The following is a 20,051-nucleotide window of genomic DNA, read 5'->3' on the forward strand; positions in this document are numbered from 1 at the left end:
AACAATTCCTTAATTAACTATAAAAACGGTTCAAGGATTGCAGCATGATTATTCCGATCTTAAAGTACGTAATGGTAGTTTAATATATTAACGAATTCTAGTCTTACGGAAGCCATCAAATATATGGCTTACTGCAGACAAAATAAAGATGAAAATTCCAAAACCAACTACCCATGTTTCAAATTGATTAGCTGTTATGTTAAATACATTAGCCATATACGTAATAAAATCTTGGGTTATCACATTCGGATTTATTACTATAACAGTGAATACAATGGTGGTGATAAACTGGAGTGCAGTATTACAAATTGCAATTCCTTTTGTCCATTGTCCCTGTATTAATTTATAGAGAGCTAATGCTATTTCGAAACCAATTACAACAAGAACGATTGGCCAATATCCAAGTAAAACGTCCTGATTAAAAGTTGGGGTCACGAATTCAAGTCCGTCTTTACCGCGTTCATATACACCTACAAGATGATTCGCATAAAAATAAAGAGTTGACCAAATCGCAGTCCACATTAAACTTCCAAATACTTCGCCCTTCGTAATCGTTTTTTTCTTAGGAATAGTAGGGGGATTTTTCAAATCATCAGGTGTCCATTTTTTAAATCTTGCTGTTAATGGCTCCTCATCTCTTCCTTTATCTGCTCTTTCTAAAATAGCAAACACAAGTGTTAGCCAAAAGAATACGTGAATCCCTACTTCAATGATGCTTCCTATTCCTTTGCCTATAAGACTAAAAACAATACTTATAACCGCTTGTTTTCCATTATATCCAATAAAATGTTCGGCAATCACCGAGATTAACGAAATGACAGCTGCAATCGGTAAAATCATTTTTAGTAGTGTCACATATACATCAAAATAGCGTGGACCAATTAAGTGCATTGGCCAATCTCGATAACCATTAGCCATTGTGACCGGATTCCCCAATTTTTCAAGAACCGCCTTTACATCTTCTTCACTGTAATCATCAGGCAGCATATCCTCTATGGTTGACCGTAACTCCAGAGCAATATCCTCGCGATTTTTTTCAGGCAGCCTCCGAGTAACTTCTTGTATATAAATATCAATCAGATTCATCGTCTTCCTCCCTTTTTAATAAGCTATAGAGCTCTTTTGAATTCTTAAGCCATTCCCTTTTTAACTGCACAAAGATATCTAACCCATATTCACTTAAAACATAAAACTTACGGGGTCTACTCTCAGATGTATCCCAACTACTCGTCACTAACTCCTGTTTTTCTAATCGGCGAAGCAATGGATATAAGGTACTTTGTTCAATGGTAATGCCGGATTCCTCCAATAACTGAACAAGTGAATATCCATACTGGGGTGTTCGTAATTGACTTAAAACGGCCAATGTCAACGTTCCCCTCCTAAGCTCTGTCGTTAATGAATTCAATAACGTACTCATTCACCCACCTCACTTTTTATATACTATATGTCATACAGTGTATAATTCATGCTATGCATCATACAGTATTATTGTTACAACATTATTTGACATAAAATTTGATTCCATCTTGTTTTCATACATGTCTGGTGACACAAATGTGGGGACTGTTTATGCGGTGTATACAGGGAGAGATTTTAATAATTATATCGACGCATCATCAGAAACTACAGAGGTGGATGTAAAATAAATTTTGACCATTTGTAATAAAGTAGCACCGTTTTTCTTCTTGTATTAACGATCAGTTTAGTTCAAGAAGGAGATAAATTTGAATGTAGAGATTAAGTAAGCATCAAATCATTCTTTATTCCTCAGAAATGTACGTATTGAGTATGGATGCTTCTTTGGTATTATGGAATAATCTTACATAAATGGTTTTCTTCCTTCCAAATTTATGCTGTAATTAAAACAAAGGGGGCAAGTAGATGAATAATGATATTAAACGATATTTAATATGTACTTTCATATTTACATGGGTACTCTGGGGACTATTAATTAGCTTGATAAAATTGAACATTACTACATTCGGTACTCCAGTAGCAATGATATTGTTTGTTTTCGGGGGTATCATGCCAGCGATTATTGAAATTAGTCTAAAGAAAAAATATGGATCAAAAGAGGAGTTTAGAGTTTTCATCAAAAACATTGTTAATCCTAAACATCATTTTGTATGGTATATTCTGATCGTTGTTCTAGCTTTTATGAGCTGTTATCTTCCAACAATATTTGGTGGGGCAACGATGCAAAAACCATTATACGTCGCATTACTTAATTTTCCAATAATGATTATTGGTGGCGGACTTGAAGAAATCGGATGGAGAGGATTCTTACAACCTGCCCTTCAGAAAAGGTTTTCGGCATTTTTTAGTACGGTGATTGTGAGCATAATATGGGCTATTTGGCACCTGCCGTTATGGTTCATTCCAGGCACGAACCAATCTCAAAAGAATTTTATATCCTTTACAATTACGATAATTGCCGTATCCTTCTTACTAACTATAATTTATAACGCAACGAAAAGTATTTTTATGTGTCTAATTTTTCATGCGCTTCTTAATTCTTTTTGGAGCGTATACGTATCAAATGATAAGATTTTACCAGCCTTTGTAACTCTTATTTTTGGAATTTTCGTTTTTATAGTGTATGAATTGGTAATAAAAAGAAAAAGCATCTTATTAATCAGGTAAGGGAGATAATACAAGGAAACCTATTCATACATTTTTTTAATAGCCATTAAGTTAATCAATAAGAACACGATACAAGACTGTTTCTTATTGAACTAATGAAGCAATTTAGTTTAATAAATACATATACATTATTGGAGATATTGAAGTGTGGGAATTATTAATAAACAGATAACTCTCGATGAAATAGAGATAATAAGAAACCCATTAGATAGATTGCATGAATACCATAATAGTAAATCAAAATTTTTTTCTGGTGATTATCCAAGAATTACATTTGAGGAACGTATTGAAGAATATAAAAAAAATTCAAAGTATGGAGAATACCGGATTGAATTATTGATTGAGCCGGAAACAGACAATATATTAGGATTTTGTATAGCATATAGTAAAAAAGTAAGCGGGAAGATTGAGGTTCTATTTGTTGATGAAAATTATCGAAGAAACGGATTAGGTTTGAAATTAATGAATAGTGCAATGGAATGGTTTAAAGAAAAACAAATATATGAAATTGAATTAACAGTAGTGTACGGGAATGAAGCTGTATCATTTTATCAGAAATTGGGATTCTATCCACGTTCAATTATTATGACAACTAAGCCATAACGATTTATGAGGATATTCTCTTGTTCAATTAAAGGGTGCCTTCAATGAAAGGTTCGCTTTATTTCTATTTCATGGCTTTTCTATTATACTGAATATTGGCAAGATAAAAGAGAGGGGAAAAACATATGGTACATAACGCAAAAGATACGATGGAGCTTATTAAACAACTCGTTTCAATCCCAAGTCCATCTGGAAATACAAACACAATTATTCGTTTTATTGAGGACTATGTAAAAGAATGGAATGTAGAGATGAAGCGCAACAATAAGGGCGGTCTTATTATGACGTTAAAAGGGAAAGATGATACGAAGCACCGTTTGCTTACGGCTCATGTTGATACGTTAGGCGCCATGGTAAAAGAAATAAAAGCTGATGGACGTCTGCGACTATCAATGATTGGCGGTTTTCGCTGGAATGCGGTAGAAGGGGAATATTGCGAAATTGAAACAGCAAGCGGTAAAAAATATACAGGTACGATTTTAATCCATCAAACGTCTGTACATGTATACAAAAATGCTGGAGAAGCAAAACGTGACGAACAAAACATTGAAGTGCGCATTGACGAGCGTGTATCTTCACCAGAAGAAGTACGTGAACTAGGCATTGAAGTAGGCGACTTTGTGTCATTCGATCCTCGTGTTCAAATGACAGACAGCGGCTACATTAAATCTCGTCACCTAGATGATAAAGCAAGTGTTGCTATTTTACTTCAATTGATTAAAAGATTACAAGACGAAAAGATTACACTGCCATATACAACGCATTTCTTAATCTCTAACAATGAAGAAATTGGTTATGGTGGTAACTCCAACATCCCAGAAGAAACAGTAGAATACCTTGCGGTTGACATGGGAGCACTTGGTGATGGACAAGCATCAGATGAATACACAGTATCGATCTGTGCGAAAGACGGAAGCGGTCCGTATCATTACGCAATGCGTAAACATTTAGTCGAACTTGCGAAAGCAAATAACATTGAATATAAAGTAGATATCTATCCATTCTACGCTTCTGATGCATCTGCCGCAATTCGTGCCGGAGCAGATGTGAAACACGGATTAATTGGTCCTGGAATTGATGCGTCACATGCTTATGAGCGTACGCATGAAACGTCGATTGCGCATACAGAAGCACTTATTTATGCGTATGTATTGTCGGAGATGGTGGGGGAGTAATATTCGAAAGAAATATAGAGTAAGTAAAAAGTGAAAGAGTAAATCTTTCACTTTTTTTGTTGATTTTATTTGTTAACAAGAAGCTCAACCACTTTTTCAGTTGTTCGAATTTGACCGATTCTAGGGAAGATAGATTTACAAACATAATCATGTTCTTCTGTTGTAGAAGCTGTCATTGCATCTTCTACAAAGATTTGGTTATAGCCATGTTGATATGCTTCTCGTGCTGTAGTATCCACACCAATTGAAGTGGAAATACCGCATAGTACAATCGTATCAATTCCGCGGCGTCTTAACTGTAAATCAAGGTCAGTACCATAGAATGCGCCCCATTGTCTTTTTGTAATGGAATGAGCATTTTGCACATTTGTTAGTTCGGGAACAAAATGATCCCAGCCTTCTGGAAATTGCATTGGAGGGACTTGTAAATCTATATTTGGTTTTAACATATCTTTTCCATCTATAGATGAAACTTTTACAAGAACTACAAAGGCTCCTTTGTCTGTGAATGCCTGAATTAATTTGTTTGCATTCTCAACAACTTGTGCACCAGTATAAGGATAACGTGGTCCGTTTACAATTCCATTTTGCAAGTCGATCACTACAAGTGCTGTTTTTTCTGCTTTTATTGATTCAGTTTGTATATCTTTCATTTTCTTCTCTCCTATTCATGCATGTATGCTTCTTCTTTTAAACCAAGTTTTTTATATACTTTTAAATAAACCCACAGGGCATTTATCAGTAACAATGCACCCATAATCAAAAATACATATCTGATACCCCAATAGGCTGCCACTTGTCCGCCTAAAATTGAACCTCCAAATACGCCTAAATATCCTGCCGACATAGTAAAACCAAAAACTCTACCTGTAAGAGAAGCTGGTGTAATTCTCTTAATCAAAGTATTAACAGAAGGAGTTAATCCTGCTGCTGCTACTCCTAATAAAAAGCGAAGGCCTATGAACTGCCAAGGATTTTTTACAAAGGCTTGTGGTATAAAAGTGAGTCCCGCTACTACAAGTGCAACGAATATAACCTTGTGCGTCCCTATTTTATCTGAAATTTTCCCAAGTCTTGGAGCTGCAATTATCTTTGCCAGTCCTGAAACTGAGAATGCTGTTCCAGCTAACAGAGCAACATGACTTGTATTTGGAGATAACTGGCTCACATACACTGTTATGATTGGTTCAATAGAATATAATGCCACAGTTAATACAAAAATGATTACAAGCATTGTAATCGTCAAATCTTTCTCAGGAACAATATTCCATATCTCCTTGTTACTGAGCGTCTTTTTATTTTGACGGGTAAAAGATTCCTTTACAAATAAAGCGGTTGTAATAAATGAAATCAGCAGCAGTGCACCTGTTATAAAAAATACATTTTGCATACCAAAGTTACCTTCTATGAAACCGCCAATCATTGGTCCAAGCAAGGAACCTGCAATATTTGCTGTTGAAAGTGTACCTAAAGCCCATCCAGCGTGTTCATTATCCGTCTGAGTTGCAATTAATGTGGTACAAGCTGTACTATAACCTGTGATAACGCCCTGCAATATTCTTAATCCGATTAGTTCATATACATTTTGTGCAAATCCCATACTAAATATAACGATTGCCATACCAAGGCTTGCCCGCAAAAGCATTGGCTTTCGACCGTATTTGTCAGCGGCCTGACCCCAAATAGGTGAGAACACAGCTGAAATTATATAGGTAACACCAAAAGCAATTCCTGAAAATTGAGCAATTAAAGCTGAACTGTGAACACCAAGATGCCTTATATAGAGTGGCAATACTGGCGCAATTTGGCTCATTCCTACGCTTGTTACAAACATCCCAAACCAGCAAATGAATAAGTTTCTTTTCCAAATCTGCAAAAAATAAGCCTCTCTTCTGCTTATAATTCCGTTATTGTACAAGAACAATGAACAATAACATCATCATTTTAGCTTACAGATTGGCTTTATAACATGTATTATATTATAATCCATGGACATTTTTGCTATAGAATTCTGAAGGACTTATTCCCTCAATCTTTTTGAATACCCTGCTAAAATAAAATTCATCAGCAAATCCAAGTGCTTGTGCTACTTCTTTTACTTTTTTGTTACTTTCAATAATAAGTTCTTTCGCTTTATCAATTTTTATCTTGTTAAAAAAATCAATTACAGAATATCCTGTCGTTTCTTTGAAAGTCCTTGATAGATAAGTAGGTGACAACTGCACCATCTCTGATAATTCAGCCAACGTTATTTTACTATTTATGTTTTGATGCATGTATGCAATGATTTTTTCCATTTTTAAAGAAGCTGAGTAATTTCGATTTTGCTTTTTTATATTTTGATAAATGGAAATTAACAATTGTTGAAGCAAAGTTTTCGTCATAAACTCATATCCAGGTAACTTCGCATCCCAACTGCTAACTAATTTCTTAAATATAGTATCAATCTGATAATAATCCTTTAACTCTTGTGCAAAGTGCAGAGGGAGCAGCTCAACTTCATTAGTAATATCCCATTTATTTTCATTAAAGCTCACACTTGCGTAACTAAAGTGTACTGTTACACAACATATTGGTTCTTCAGTATCTAGTTCTAAAGAATGTAGTACATCAGGACAAAGATAGAACAGCATACCTTCTTTAATTTCATATCTTTTCTTCTCAATAATAATACTGCCTTTTCCTCTAGTAAAAAAAACGAGTGCATGATGTTGAAGTGTTCGGGTGATCTTCCTTGAAACTCTTCTTGGTTCATTAGAGTTTCTGTAATTGCAGTAATGAATGTGAAAAAACAGTTTATTTATATTCATGTTTCCTCCATTGTTGAATGTGATTTGTAACGGAATTATACCTCTTTATCCCGCATGAACGGGACATCTCAAAGTTTTGAGAAAATCGAAGAAGATAGGTGAGGGGTGAAGAAAACGCCCACTGATGGAAGTTTCATTTTATAGGCTCGTGGTGTTCTGTTCAATGTATTCTTACCATAACCGCGTTAAAGATTATCGCAAAATAAAAACTATACCGCAATCGTATCAAAGTTTATCACGAGTCCCAAAAGGTATAAAGAAAGGTGTTTACTATTATTTAGCTTTTCTAAATTGGCAGTGGGGGATAACTGATAGAAGTTTTAATTTCAGAAAATTAATTTATTTACTTTTGATAGATTACTTATATAATAGATTTGAAAGCACTTACATTTCTTATAGGAGGTTTGCGATGAAAAGAGTAAAGAAGGGCAAAAAACGCACATTAATGCAAACGATTGCACTATCTACACTTGTTTTAGGGACATCTTTGCTGTACACGCCATCCGAATCATCGGCCTATGCTGCAACGAACGATAATAATGTGGAGTGGAATGGATTATTTCACGACCAAGGTCCTGTCTATGATAGCGTGCCGGAACCGACATCTGTTCAAAGTGTGACGCTGAAATTCCGTACATTTAAAGGTGATACTACCGGTGTGAATATAAAGTACTATGATACTGCTGATGGAATGTTCCATGTGATTCCTATGTCATGGATGTCCAACGATGCTACGGGAACATTCGATTATTGGCAAGGGACAATTCCGGCTAGTTCTTCGCAAAAGTATTATCGTTTCCAAATTACTGATGGATCTTCTTCTGTTTGGTATAATGCCACCGGTCCTTCTGCATCTGAACCATCATCAGGTGATTTTTATATTATCCCAAATTTTAAAACACCGGATTGGATGAAGGATGGTGTCATGTATCAGATTTTCCCTGACCGCTTTTATAATGGTGATTCTTCGAATGATGTGCAAACGAATGCGTACACTTACGATAGCACACCAACTGAGAAAAAAGCTTGGGGAAGCAGTGTCTATGCCGATTCTGGCTATACGAACAACCTTGTGTTCTTCGGCGGTGATTTAGCAGGAGTAGACCAAAAGCTCGGTTATATTAAACAAACGCTGGGAGCTAACATTATTTATTTAAATCCGATTTTTAAATCTCCTTCTAACCATAAGTATGATACACAGGATTATATGACTGTGGATCCTGCATTTGGAACAAACACAACTTTGCGAACGCTATCATCGGACGTTCATAGCACAGCAAATGGACCAAAGGGATATTTAGTATTAGACGGCGTATTTAACCACACAGGAGATAGCCATGTATGGTTTGATAAGTATAATAATTTCTCCTCTTTAGGGGCTTATGAATCTCAATCCAGCCAATGGTCTAATTACTATACATTCCAGTCTTGGCCGAATACATATGCTAGCTTTTTAGGGTTTAACAGTTTGCCTAAGCTAGATTATGGAGCTAGTGGTTCAGCAGTAAGAAACCAAATGTATAATAATAGCGACTCCATAGCGAAAACGTATTTAAAAGCCCCTTATAGCATTGATGGTTGGCGATTAGATGCAGCGCAATATACAGATGCTGGCGGAGGTAATGGCAGTGACGCTGTGAATCACCAAATTTGGACTGAATTCAGAAGTGCAGTGAAGTCTGTAAACGCGAATGCAGCGATATTTGGCGAATATTGGGGAAATGCAAACCCTTGGACAGGTCAAGGAAACCAATGGGACAGTGCTACGAATTTTGATGGATTTACGCAACCGGTTTCTGAATGGATAACAGGAAAAGATTACAGTAACAATGCAGCTTCCATACCAACTTCTCAATTCGACAGCTGGCTAAGAGGAACACGTGCGAATTATCCGACTAACGTTCAGCAAGCGATGAGCAATCATCTATCTAATCACGATATCACTCGTTTTGGCGAACGTGCTGGCGGCGATATTTGGAAGACATATTTAGCACTCATTTTCCAAATGACGTATATTGGTACGCCAACCATTTATTATGGAGATGAATATGGCATAATGGGTGGTGCAGATCCTGATAACCGGCGGACATTTGATTGGTCCCAAGCGACTACTTCTAATGGCGCTGTATCTTTAACACAAAAGCTCATCAGCATTCGTAACCAATATCCGGCATTAAGAACGGGGTCGTTTATGACGCTGCAAACAGATGATACAAATAAAATATATTCCTATGGCCGTTTTGATAAAACAAATAGAATTGCAGTTGTGCTCAACAATGATTCTGTCGGTCATAATGTAACTGTTCCTGTGTGGCAGCTAAGCATGCAAAATGGAAGTGTTGTCACAGACAAACTGACGGGTAAAACGTATACCGTACAGAACGGAAACGTTACCTTTACAGTTGACGGACATTACGGTGCAATTTTAGCGCAGTAAACAGTATAACTCATATATTTTTACATGAAGCGCTCTGAAATTAGAGCGCTTTTATCCCGCTATTTTTGAGCAGTAAGACCCCCACCTCAAGATTAAGAGAGAAGCAAAGAAGATAGGTGGGGGATAACTGCCCGTAAAAGCTCGATTGGTTCAACTAGCCATCAGTGAAAAAATTCGCTCACTGATGGGAGTTTCACCTTATCGCATTAATAGAATGAATCGAATTCAAACAATTTAAAAACATTTCTGTATAGAATTGACAATGGATTTTTACTTCTCTATAATTGGCTATAATTTAAAATATCAAATACGTCGAAAGAGCCCAGTAGCAGTTTGTCACTGTTATCGAGAAAGCTAGGGGTTGATGGAACCTAGCACAAACAAACTTGTGAATTACACTCTGGAGTATCTTAGGTAATGCTAAGCGGAGTAGCAATCGATACTATTGCTGAGAGTGGTACGAATAGTAAATACTATTTGTGCAATCTGGGTGGTAACACGGTTAAAAATCGTCCCTATGTCTAGTGTAGACATGGGGACTTTTTTTATATTCAGGTAAGAAAAACTTACAAATTAAAGGAGCGGGGAAGACATGAACATCATTGACGAATTGGAATGGCGCGATGCCATCAATCAACAAACAGATGCAGAAGGGTTACGTAAACTAGTAGAAGAGAAAAAGATTTCCTTGTACTGTGGTGTAGATCCAACTGGTGACAGTATGCATATTGGACATTTAATTCCATTTATGATGATGAAACGTTTCCAATTAGCTGGGCATCATCCAGTTATCTTAATTGGAGGAGCAACAGGAACAATCGGTGATCCAAGTGGACGTCAAACAGAAAGACAACTGCAAACATTAGAACAAGTGCAGCATAATGTTGATGCGTTAACAGCGCAAATGCAAAAGCTATTTGACTTTGGCGGAAATAGCGAAGTGAAAATGGTGAATAACTACGATTGGACGCATGAAGTAAGCATTCTTGAGTTTTTACGCGATTACGGTAAAAATTTCAGTATAAATAATATGCTAGCAAAAGATATTGTAGCAAGCCGTTTAGAAACAGGGATTTCATTTACAGAATTCACATACCAAATTCTACAAGCGATGGACTTCCATCACTTATACAAACACGAAGATGTACAACTGCAAATTGGCGGCAGTGACCAATGGGGTAATATTACAAGCGGTTTAGACTTAATTCGTAAAAAGGAAGGACCAGATGCAAAAGTCTTTGGATTAACAATTCCATTACTATTAAAATCAGACGGTACGAAGTTTGGGAAAACAGCTGGAGGAGCAATTTGGTTAGATCCTGAAAAGACAACACCATTTGAATTCTACCAGTTCTGGGTGAATACTGATGATCGTGATGTAATTAAATACTTGAAATTCTTCACATTCTTAACAAAAGATAGAATTGATGAAATAGCAGTTAAAGTTCAAACAGAGCCTCATAAACGTGAAGCGCAAAAAGTATTAGCAGAAGAAATGACGAAATTTGTTCATGGTGAAGATGCATTTTTACAAGCAGTAAAAATTACGGAAGCATTATTTAGCGGGGATATTAAAGCGTTAACTGCGGACGAAATTGAACAAGGCTTTAAAGATATGCCGACTTTCCATGCTGTAAAGGAAACAAAAAATATTGTTGAATGGTTAGTGGATTTAGGAATTGAACCTTCTAGACGCCAGGCGAGAGAAGATATTAATAATGGAGCTATTTTGATGAACGGAGATAAAGTAACAGATGTAAATACAGATGTTACGGTAGAAAATTCATTCGATGGCAGATTTATTATTATTCGTAAAGGTAAAAAGAATTACAGCTTGGTGAAATTAGGAGAATAATATTCTGTAAATATATAAATGCAAATTGAAAAAACGCTTTAGGTGGGAGAGAGCACCTGGCCATGTTTAGAAACGGTCAGGGCTTTTTCCTGCCAGCAAAGGGAAAGTGAGTGCAGGTTATTTTTAATCCGGCTATTCGCAGACTTTTCATCAGTGGGGAGCACTGTTGGATAGTTTCACTTCATTGCAAAAACGTCATTACGATTCCGTAAATGGATAATCCAATAAAAGTCGGAATGCCAACAATAACAATTTGCTTTACGCATTCATACGCCTTCGGTTCGACAAGCGGCAATTCTTTTTCATCCATTTGACGATACTGTTCACGTTCCATATTATCCCACCTTTATGATTGTACGATAATATATGCAAACAAGGCGGTTCGTGTTAATTTTGCTGAATTTAAAATAAATGTTGAATATTCAGTATATTTGTAATAATATTAGTTTATTAACGGATGACAGTGATTAGCCTCCCTGCAAGCCCGGATATTGTTGCGATGAATTGAATAGAAATGAATTGGCTTCTTTCCACTTGAACTTCCTTAGCAGGAAGACGAGCCATAGGGATAGGGACAGTAAAATCCAGTGTAATTCTTTACATTGTTTTTCTGGCTCTTTTTATTTTTCTATAAAATGGAAGTTTCGCTTTATAGGACGGTTTTTAGAAAACGTTATCAATGCCGGGCAATGTTTCAATCTTATGTATGCTAGAAGGATTTGTGAAAATAAATACTTATAGGTTGGTGATCTTTTTGGTTAAAGGAAAAAATGAACTGCAAAAAGACTTGAAAACCAGGCATATAACAATGATCTCAATTGGTGGGGTTATCGGAGCAGGATTATTTGTAGGGAGCGGGACTATTATTCAATCAACAGGTCCAGCGGCAATTTTGTCTTATATTATTGGTGCTTTAATGGTTGTACTCGTGATGCGGATGTTAGGAGAGATGGCTGCGGTAAATCCTGATAGTGGTTCTTTTGCAACATATGCTCATAAGGCAATTGGACCTTGGGCTGGTTACACAATCGGTTGGTTATACTGGTTTAACTGGGTCATTATTATCGCAATTGAATCGGTATTGTTAGGGGCGATGGTCAACAATGGGTTCCCTTCCATACCAGCGTGGATAGCCAGTCTTTCCATGATTATTTTGATGACGATTACGAATATTTATTCTGTAAAGCTATATGGAGAGTTTGAATATTGGTTAGCTTTTATTAAAGTTGCAGCAATTCTTGTATTTTTAGGGTTAGGAATTGCGATGATTTTTGGGATTGTCCCTGGTGTGGACAGGCCTAGTTTTTCGACAATCTCTGAAAACGGCGGCTTTTTTCCAAAAGGGATTGTGCCTGTATTGCTGAGTGTTGTATTTATTTCTTTTTCTTTATCAGGTAGTGAAGTAGCTGCGATTGCGGCGGGAGAATCTGAAAATCCAGAGAAGAATGTTATCAAAGCAATTAACAGTGTTGTATGGCGTCTTATGCTGTTCTTTGTAGGATCTGTCACGATTTTGGTCATTTTTATGCCGTGGAATAATGCAGAATTATTGAAGCTTCCTTATGCAAGTTTATTTCGGATGGCAGGAGTCCCTGCTGCTGCGGAAATTATGAACGGAGTTGTGTTCCTGTCCTTGCTGTCTGTTTTGAATTCAGGATTATACACAAGTTCTCGCATGTTATTTTCCCTTTCTAAAAAGGGAGATGCTCCTCTTGCTTTTTCGAAATTAAACAGTAGAGGTGCACCAATTTGGGCGATCGTTGCGAGTGTATTATTTGCATTCGTTTGCGCTGCGCTGAAGTTTATATCTCCTGATAAACTGTTTGCTTTTCTAGCAAATAGCTCAGGCGGCGTTACGATGCTTATGTATATGTTTGTTGCAGTTTCTCATATTCGATTAAGACGAGAAGCGGAAAGAGAAGACCCGAGGAAACTAAAAGTGAAAATGTGGTTATTTCCTTATCTCACATACGCAACGCTTCTTATGATTGTTACGATATTTGTTTCACAAGCATTTATAGACGATATGCGTATGCAATTTTATTTAACGATTTTAGCTGCTGCTATTGTGATAGCATCCTATTTTCTAAGAGTTAGAAATAAGCCTATCAAGGAAGAGAAAGCAGGATTTCCAATTTTAAAAGGTTCGGGGATTGGTTTAGAGAAAGATTAAGTCATATGTAATACAAATTAAAAAACGAAAAAAGGGGTAAGTTCAATGTTAAAAGAAAAGAACAATATTGTAACTACAAAATCTGATATTTTAAACGAAAGAAGAAAAAATGCGGTGCCTGCAGGTCCATATAATATTACCAATTTATATGTTCAATCTGCGAAAGGGGCGATTATTACTGATATAGATGGCAACGAATTAATCGATTTTGCAGGCGGGATCGGGATGCAAAATGTAGGGCATTGTCATCCGAAGGTAGTAAAAGCGATTCAAGAGCAAGTAGAATCTTCTATTCATAGCTGTTTTCATGTAGCGCCGTATGAAAGCTATATTGAGTTAGCTGAAAGATTGAACGAATTAACGCCAGGAGATTTTAAGAAAAAAACAATGTTTGCAAACAGCGGAGCGGAAGCGGTAGAAAATGCTGTGAAAATTGCTAGAAAAGCGACTGGGCGCAGTGCTATCGTTTCGTTTGAACGCGCGTATCACGGACGTACGCTTATGACAATGTCTCTTACAAGTAAAGTAAAACCTTATAAACATGGATTTGGTCCGTTTGCACCGGATGTGTACAAGCTTCCTTATCCATATTATTACCGCGCAGAAGACGGTATGACGAAAGAAGAAGTAGACGGGCAAATTTTAGCGTATTTTGAACGCTTTATGTTAGAGGAAGTGGCAAGTGATAATATTGCGGCAATTATTTTGGAACCGCTTCAAGGTGAAGGTGGATTTATTGTACCATCTGCTGCGTTTATGCAAGGGGTAAGAAACCTTTGTGATAAATATGGAATTATCATGATTGCAGATGAAATTCAAACAGGCTTTGCTCGTACAGGAAACTTGTTCGCAATGGATCATTTTGGGGTAGCTCCTGATTTAATGACATTTTCAAAATCAATTGCTGCAGGTATGCCGCTTAGCGCAGTGACAGGAAGAGCTGAACTCATGGATGCACCTGGCCCGGGACAACTTGGCGGGACTTTTTCAGGAAGCCCGGTTGCTTGTGCGGCTGCTCTAGCTGTTTTAGATGTCATTGAAGAAGAAAACTTAGTAAAACGCGCTCGGGAAATCGGCGATCGTATGATGGAAGTGTTCAATAGCTGGAAGGATAAATATGAATTAATTGGCGATGTGAGAGGCCTTGGTGCCATGACGGCTATGGAACTTGTAAAGGATCGAAATACGAAAGAGCCAGCAGCAGAAGAGGTTAAAGCAATTATGCAAGAAACACATAACAAAGGTTTAATTACAATCAGTGCTGGTATTTATAGCAGTGTACTTCGTTTCTTACCGCCGCTTGTTATAACAGATGAACAGCTTGAAGAAGGATTGGCTATTCTTGAAGCAGCAATTGCTAAGGTATCTAAATAAGAAGAAGCAATTATTTTTCCAGTTGGAGGTAGTACAATGAAGTTTTTCAATTATATAAATGGGCAGTGGAAAGAGCCATCTACTCATCAATATTCTAAAAACTATAATCCGCATAATGGAGAAGTATTAGGAGAATTTCCATTAAGTTCAGCAGACGATACACAAGCCGCAATTGCATCTGCGAAAGAAGCCTTTCAAAATTGGCAAGGGTTATCGTTTCAAGAGCGGGCAAGTTACTTATGGAAAGCGGCAGCTATTTTAAAAGAACGAGTGACTGAAATCGGTCATGATTTGACGAGTGAAGAAGGAAAGACACTCGCTGAAGGTATAGGAGAGACGAAACGAGCGATTAGCATTCTTGAATATTATGCAGGAGAAGCGAATCAGCCTGTGGGAGAAATGATTCCTTCGGCCAATCCGAAAACGATGCTTTACAGCAAACGGGTAGCAGTTGGACCGGTAGGATTGATTACACCGTGGAATTTCCCAATTGCGATTCCAGTATGGAAGATGGCCCCGGCACTGATTTACGGAAATACCGTTGTTATCAAGCCTGCTGAAATTACACCAAAGTCAGTATTTCACCTCGTGAATGCTTTTCATGAGGCGGGAATTCCTGCCGGCGTTATTAACTGTGTATTTGGGAAAGGTTCAGTAGTTGGAACGGAATTAACAGAAAACCCTGATATAAAAGCAATATCCTTTACCGGTTCTAATGGCGTTGGAAAAACAATTCAGCAAACTGCTGTTGCGAACGGCAAAAAAGTGCAATTAGAAATGGGCGGGAAAAATCCGTTAGTTGTACTAAAGGATGCCGATATTAGCAAAGCAGTAGAGATTGCGATCAGAGGTGCATTTATGTCAACAGGACAAAAATGTACTGCAACAAGTAGAATTATAGTTGAAGAGGAAATTTATGATGAATTTCGCAATGCACTCGTGTTACGTACAGAGGCTCTTAAAGTTGGAAATCCATTAGAAAATAGTACGTTTATGGGCCCATGTGTATCCGAGAACCAGCAGCAAATTGTTTTATCGATGATTGAAGCAGGTAAGAAAGAAGCTTCTTTAATTTGCGGGGGAAGCGTACCAACAGAAGATGAGTTAAAACACGGATTTTATATTTTACCTACTATCTTTGAAGATGTACCTCATGATGCACGAATTGCGAAAGAAGAAATTTTCGGTCCGGTTATTTGTTTGTTTAGGGTGAACAATTATCAAGAAGCAATTCATTTGGCTAACGATACGGAATATGGACTTAGCGCATCCATTTGTACCAATAATTTAAGTCTTGCGCAGCAATTTATTGATGATATGGAAGTTGGAATGGTTCATGTAAACTCTGAAACAGCAGGAGCAGAGCCGCAAGTTCCGTTTGGCGGAATGAAAAACTCTAGTGCTGGTCCGCGTGAACAAGGGAAAGCAGCTGCAGAATTTTATACAAGGATTAAGACAGTGTATGTAGATCAAGTATGATGACAAAAGATGCATAATAATGGGGGATGAACATGCGTAAAGGAACTTTTTTCATGGCAGGACATGCAAGGCTTCCGAAAGGGATGGCTGTACGCAGCGTCTATGAAACACTAACGATTACAATAGAGGCAGATCACAAATATCATGTAATTATCGAATCGTCATGTACCCTTGCGACAGGACATGGGAGAGACTTTATTTCTCAAATTTTAAGAGGATATAGTTTACGAGATGGCATTGAAGACATCATTCAAGAAATCTCTTACCATTATCAAGGAAAAGCGCAAAATGCAATCATTAGTGCTTTAAAGGATTTGTACCGCCAATATACAAGTTACGTAAACGGTGAAAGACCTGAAGAGGACTATGAGGAAATAGGTCCTATAAAATAACTTTTTAATCCCAAACTAAATGATGAAACTGTCGAGTTTATTGCACTTTACTGTTTAAAGAGCGTTCGTAAACGAGAGCCAGTTGTATTCCAGCTTATTTGATGAGCGGAATATAACTGGCTCTTTTATTTTTTATACAATAAGGAGGCAGGAACATGTCAAAATCAAGTGAAGTTCAAGGTGTAAAAGAGCAGGTAAAGCCAAAAAGAGGATGTAAGGAAACTCATGCAGTGAAATCTTGTAAAATGTGTAAGGCATGTAGTCGAAACAAAGTTAAGTACACGAGCGAAAATAAATGATATAAACACATTGACATTCAGAAAATTTTAAATTATTATTTAATTATAAAGTGATAAGATCCATATGAGAAATAACCCTTCTCTACATCCGATCTTCGCTTTCTATTTTGCACATAGTTGAATAGAAAAACTGTCTATTATTATTGTACTTTAAGAGATTAAAGAACACTCGTAATTTTAAGCCAGTTGTACGTTTCTACAATTTATAATTGTGGATGCGTATGACTGGCTTTTTAGTTTATTTGGACTAAGGAGGAAGATGTTGATGATCACGGAACAAGAAATCAAAATGAAATTTGCAAAGAAGTATGAGGGATATGAAATTGTGCCTCATCCAGAACATAAACGCTTGTATCACATTGTGTTCAATCAGCAATTGCTTGGGCAATTCTTCGAAGAGGTAAAAGAGCATTCTGAGCAATCATTACAATACATTCCTTATTCTCGTTTTATCCTTGCTAATCAAATGAAAAAGATCTTTGGTGCATCCTTCATGGAGAATGTTAGAGGCATTATTCATGACCGGGAAACGGGCGGATTTACAATTGGTGTACAGGGGGAAACGACAAATCCAGAAGACTATGTGAAATTTGCAACGGCATTAACACACTTAATTGGTACGTCTAACTTTGATGCAATGACAGGAACGTATTATGCTAGATTTAACGTGAAAGATACAGACAGCAGTGATTCTTATCTTCGCCAAGCGTATCGCTTATTCACACTTCATACAGATGGAACGTTTGTTGACGAACCGACAGATTGGCTTTTGATGATGAAAATCGAGGAAAAGAATGCAGTAGGCGGAGAATCACGTTTACTTCATTTAGATGATTGGGAGGAGCTCGATAAGTTTCGAAATCATCCACTAGCATCCGTCAAAATGACGTATAAAGCACCGCCAAGTAAGAATGCACAAGAAATCGTATACCGTGAAACATTTTTTGATGTAAATAATGCGCCGTGTATTTGTTTTATTGATCAATTCGCTTATCCTGATAATATTGAACAAGCAACATATCTTAAAGAGCTATCACACTCTGTCGAAAACTCACCAGCAACGCATGCATTAAAATTACCAGTTGGCGATTTAGTTCTATTAAATAACTTATTTTGGATGCACGGGCGAGCTCCTTTTGAGAAAAATAAAGATTTATATCGAGAGTTAATGCGCCAACGCGGCTGCTTCTCTAAATAATATGTATGGCGGGTCTTGAAATAAGGCCTGCCTTTCATGATATACAGGTATACGTACATATAACACGTAAGGAGGAAGTTTGATGTATGATTTTATAATTATTGGCGGCGGGATTGTTGGGCTTTCAACGGGGATGGCTTTAACGAAAAAATTTCCTCATGCCAAAATCGCAGTTATTGAAAAAGAGACTATACTTGCACATCACCAAACTGGACATAATAGCGGTGTGATTCATTCCGGCATTTACTATAAACCAGGCAGCTACAAAGCTAGATTTGCAAAAGAGGGAAATGCCGCAATGGTGCAGTTCTGTAAAGAAAACGGAATTGCTTATGATATGTGCGGAAAGGTGATTGTCGCTACAGAAAAAGAAGAACTTCCTCTTTTACAGAACCTATATGAAAGAGGGCTGCAAAATGGTTTGGACATTTCTCAAATTGATCAAGGAGAATTAGCGGAAATTGAGCCCCATGTAAAAGGGCTAGGAGCGATTCGCGTTCCTTCTTGCGGAATTGCCGATTATAAAGGGGTAAGTTATGCGTTTGCACATATCATCCAAGAGAATGGAGGAGAGGTGCACTTAGATACGAAAGCGGAACATATTTTTGAGAAAAAAGATTTTGTTACTATTGAGACAAATCAAGGCGTTTTTACAACGCGGTTTCTCATTAACTGTGCCGGCTTACATAGTGACCGAATCGCAAAAAAAGCAGGATTATTAACAGATATGAAAATTGTCCCGTTTCGAGGCGAGTATTATGAACTTGTTCCAGAAAAACGCCATCTCGTAAAACACTTAATCTATCCAGTTCCAAACCCAGATTTTCCGTTCCTAGGTGTGCATTTTACAAGAATGATAAATGGAGATGTACATGCAGGGCCTAATGCGGTCTTAAGCTTTAAACGCGAAGGATATACAAAAAAAGATTTTGATTTAAAGGACTTTATGGAAACAATGACCTACGCCGGTTTTTGGAGAATGGCAATGCCGAATATGAAAGAAGGCATGAAAGAAATGATTCGCTCTTTTAGTAAACAATCCTTTCTTAAAAGCTTGCAGCGCCTAATACCAGAGCTGACAGATAAGGATATTGTTCCAACTCATGCTGGTGTAAGAGCACAGGCGATTCTATCCAATGGAAACATGGTAGATGATTTTTGTATTATTTCAGGCACTAACTCTATGCATATTTGTAATGCCCCATCTCCGGCTGCAACAGCAAGCTTGAAGATTGGGGAGGCGATTGCAGAGCAGATTCCAGATTCAATAGCAGATATGGTAAGTTCGTCGGGGGCGTTTCAGGTGAAGGCTTGAATAGAAGGAGAAATATAGATTTGACGCTTGTGATAACAATCTTCCTAATTGGCTTTAATGGGCGATATGTAATAAAAGGATGGTTTTGGTTCATATACCGAAGCCATCCTTTTATGTTTATGGATAATGCTGGTGAATATATAGCCTCATTTCATAAAATATGGTAAATGCATAAACGATTTGATAAAATGACGGTGTTGAACATTATTTTTATAAAAAATGGAATTATGGTTAAAAAATACAAATCTAGCATGTTGAACTCATCCCGCATTAACGGGCAGTAAGACCCCACCTC

18 protein-coding genes and 1 other annotated feature are annotated in these 20,051 nt (G+C 37.3%); of the genes, 12 read left to right on the forward strand and 6 right to left on the reverse strand.

Annotated features, from left to right (window positions below):
• Positions 1–87: 87 nt before the first annotated feature.
• On the reverse strand, positions 88–1,086 hold the full coding sequence (locus tag AB1284_RS02425; RefSeq protein ID WP_429751953.1) for an HAAS signaling domain-containing protein: 999 nt from the start codon (positions 1,084–1,086) through the stop codon (positions 88–90).
• Positions 1,073–1,420, reverse strand: a complete 348-nt coding sequence (locus tag AB1284_RS02430; RefSeq protein WP_429751951.1) for a PadR family transcriptional regulator — start codon at positions 1,418–1,420, stop codon at positions 1,073–1,075. The genes AB1284_RS02425 and AB1284_RS02430 overlap by 14 nt, the downstream gene beginning before the upstream one ends.
• A gap of 464 nt (positions 1,421–1,884) precedes the next feature.
• Here AB1284_RS02430 and AB1284_RS02435 point away from each other — a divergent pair, with 464 nt between their 5' ends.
• The 3 genes from AB1284_RS02435 to AB1284_RS02445 all read left to right on the forward strand — a co-directional run bounded on the left by AB1284_RS02435 (position 1,885) and on the right by AB1284_RS02445 (position 4,424).
• Entirely contained in the window at positions 1,885–2,646 is a 762-nt protein-coding gene (locus tag AB1284_RS02435; RefSeq protein WP_429751950.1) for a CPBP family intramembrane glutamic endopeptidase, read from the forward strand.
• A gap of 147 nt (positions 2,647–2,793) precedes the next feature.
• Complete coding sequence (locus AB1284_RS02440; RefSeq protein ID WP_429751949.1) at positions 2,794–3,249, forward strand: GNAT family N-acetyltransferase; 456 nt, start codon at positions 2,794–2,796, stop codon at positions 3,247–3,249.
• A 125-nt stretch (positions 3,250–3,374) separates the two neighbouring features.
• Positions 3,375–4,424, forward strand: coding sequence for a M42 family metallopeptidase (locus AB1284_RS02445; protein ID WP_429751948.1), 1,050 nt, complete (start codon positions 3,375–3,377; stop codon positions 4,422–4,424).
• 65 nt (positions 4,425–4,489) lie between these two features.
• On the opposite strand, the gene AB1284_RS02450 is transcribed toward AB1284_RS02445, so the two are convergent.
• The 3 genes from AB1284_RS02450 to AB1284_RS02460 form a co-directional block, all read right to left on the reverse strand.
• The gene (locus AB1284_RS02450; protein WP_429751947.1) at positions 4,490–5,077 is read right to left on the reverse strand and encodes a hydrolase; all 588 of its coding nucleotides are present in this window, start codon (positions 5,075–5,077) and stop codon (positions 4,490–4,492) included.
• 11 nt (positions 5,078–5,088) lie between these two features.
• Positions 5,089–6,300, reverse strand: a complete 1,212-nt coding sequence (locus AB1284_RS02455; RefSeq protein WP_429751946.1) for a multidrug efflux MFS transporter — start codon at positions 6,298–6,300, stop codon at positions 5,089–5,091.
• Between the two features lie 103 nt (positions 6,301–6,403).
• Positions 6,404–7,234, reverse strand: coding sequence for an AraC family transcriptional regulator (locus AB1284_RS02460; RefSeq protein ID WP_429751945.1), 831 nt, complete (start codon positions 7,232–7,234; stop codon positions 6,404–6,406).
• Between the two features lie 409 nt (positions 7,235–7,643).
• Between AB1284_RS02460 and AB1284_RS02465 the strand changes: the two genes are divergently transcribed.
• On the forward strand, positions 7,644–9,671 hold the full coding sequence (locus AB1284_RS02465) for a glycoside hydrolase family 13 protein (protein ID WP_429751944.1): 2,028 nt from the start codon (positions 7,644–7,646) through the stop codon (positions 9,669–9,671).
• A 303-nt stretch (positions 9,672–9,974) separates the two neighbouring features.
• Positions 9,975–10,191 (forward strand) — a binding site (T-box leader).
• Between the two features lie 72 nt (positions 10,192–10,263).
• Positions 10,264–11,526, forward strand: a complete 1,263-nt coding sequence (gene tyrS / locus AB1284_RS02470; RefSeq protein WP_429751943.1) for a tyrosine--tRNA ligase — start codon at positions 10,264–10,266, stop codon at positions 11,524–11,526.
• 181 nt (positions 11,527–11,707) lie between these two features.
• On the opposite strand, the gene AB1284_RS02475 is transcribed toward tyrS, so the two are convergent.
• On the reverse strand, positions 11,708–11,860 hold the full coding sequence (locus AB1284_RS02475; protein ID WP_429751942.1) for a hypothetical protein: 153 nt from the start codon (positions 11,858–11,860) through the stop codon (positions 11,708–11,710).
• A 372-nt stretch (positions 11,861–12,232) separates the two neighbouring features.
• On the opposite strand from AB1284_RS02475, the gene AB1284_RS02480 reads away from it, so the two are divergent.
• The 7 genes from AB1284_RS02480 to lhgO all read left to right on the forward strand — a co-directional run bounded on the left by AB1284_RS02480 (position 12,233) and on the right by lhgO (position 19,756).
• Complete coding sequence (locus AB1284_RS02480; protein ID WP_429754366.1) at positions 12,233–13,699, forward strand: amino acid permease; 1,467 nt, start codon at positions 12,233–12,235, stop codon at positions 13,697–13,699.
• Between the two features lie 45 nt (positions 13,700–13,744).
• Entirely contained in the window at positions 13,745–15,073 is a 1,329-nt protein-coding gene (gabT, locus tag AB1284_RS02485; RefSeq protein WP_429751941.1) for a 4-aminobutyrate--2-oxoglutarate transaminase, read from the forward strand.
• 36 nt (positions 15,074–15,109) lie between these two features.
• Entirely contained in the window at positions 15,110–16,552 is a 1,443-nt protein-coding gene (locus tag AB1284_RS02490) for an aldehyde dehydrogenase family protein (protein ID WP_429751940.1), read from the forward strand.
• A 32-nt stretch (positions 16,553–16,584) separates the two neighbouring features.
• Positions 16,585–16,944, forward strand: a complete 360-nt coding sequence (locus AB1284_RS02495; RefSeq protein ID WP_429751938.1) for a DUF3870 domain-containing protein — start codon at positions 16,585–16,587, stop codon at positions 16,942–16,944.
• 155 nt (positions 16,945–17,099) lie between these two features.
• Positions 17,100–17,243, forward strand: coding sequence for a hypothetical protein (locus tag AB1284_RS02500; protein ID WP_429751936.1), 144 nt, complete (start codon positions 17,100–17,102; stop codon positions 17,241–17,243).
• A gap of 259 nt (positions 17,244–17,502) precedes the next feature.
• Positions 17,503–18,441, forward strand: a complete 939-nt coding sequence (glaH, locus tag AB1284_RS02505; protein WP_429751934.1) for a glutarate dioxygenase GlaH — start codon at positions 17,503–17,505, stop codon at positions 18,439–18,441.
• An 82-nt stretch (positions 18,442–18,523) separates the two neighbouring features.
• The gene (gene lhgO, locus AB1284_RS02510) at positions 18,524–19,756 is read left to right on the forward strand and encodes an L-2-hydroxyglutarate oxidase (RefSeq protein WP_429751932.1); all 1,233 of its coding nucleotides are present in this window, start codon (positions 18,524–18,526) and stop codon (positions 19,754–19,756) included.
• The last annotated feature ends 295 nt before the right edge of the window (positions 19,757–20,051 follow it).

This window comes from Bacillus sp. S2(2024) (assembly GCF_050474045.1).
GTDB classification, from domain to species: Bacteria; Bacillota; Bacilli; order Bacillales; family Bacillaceae_G; genus Bacillus_A; species Bacillus_A yunxiaonensis.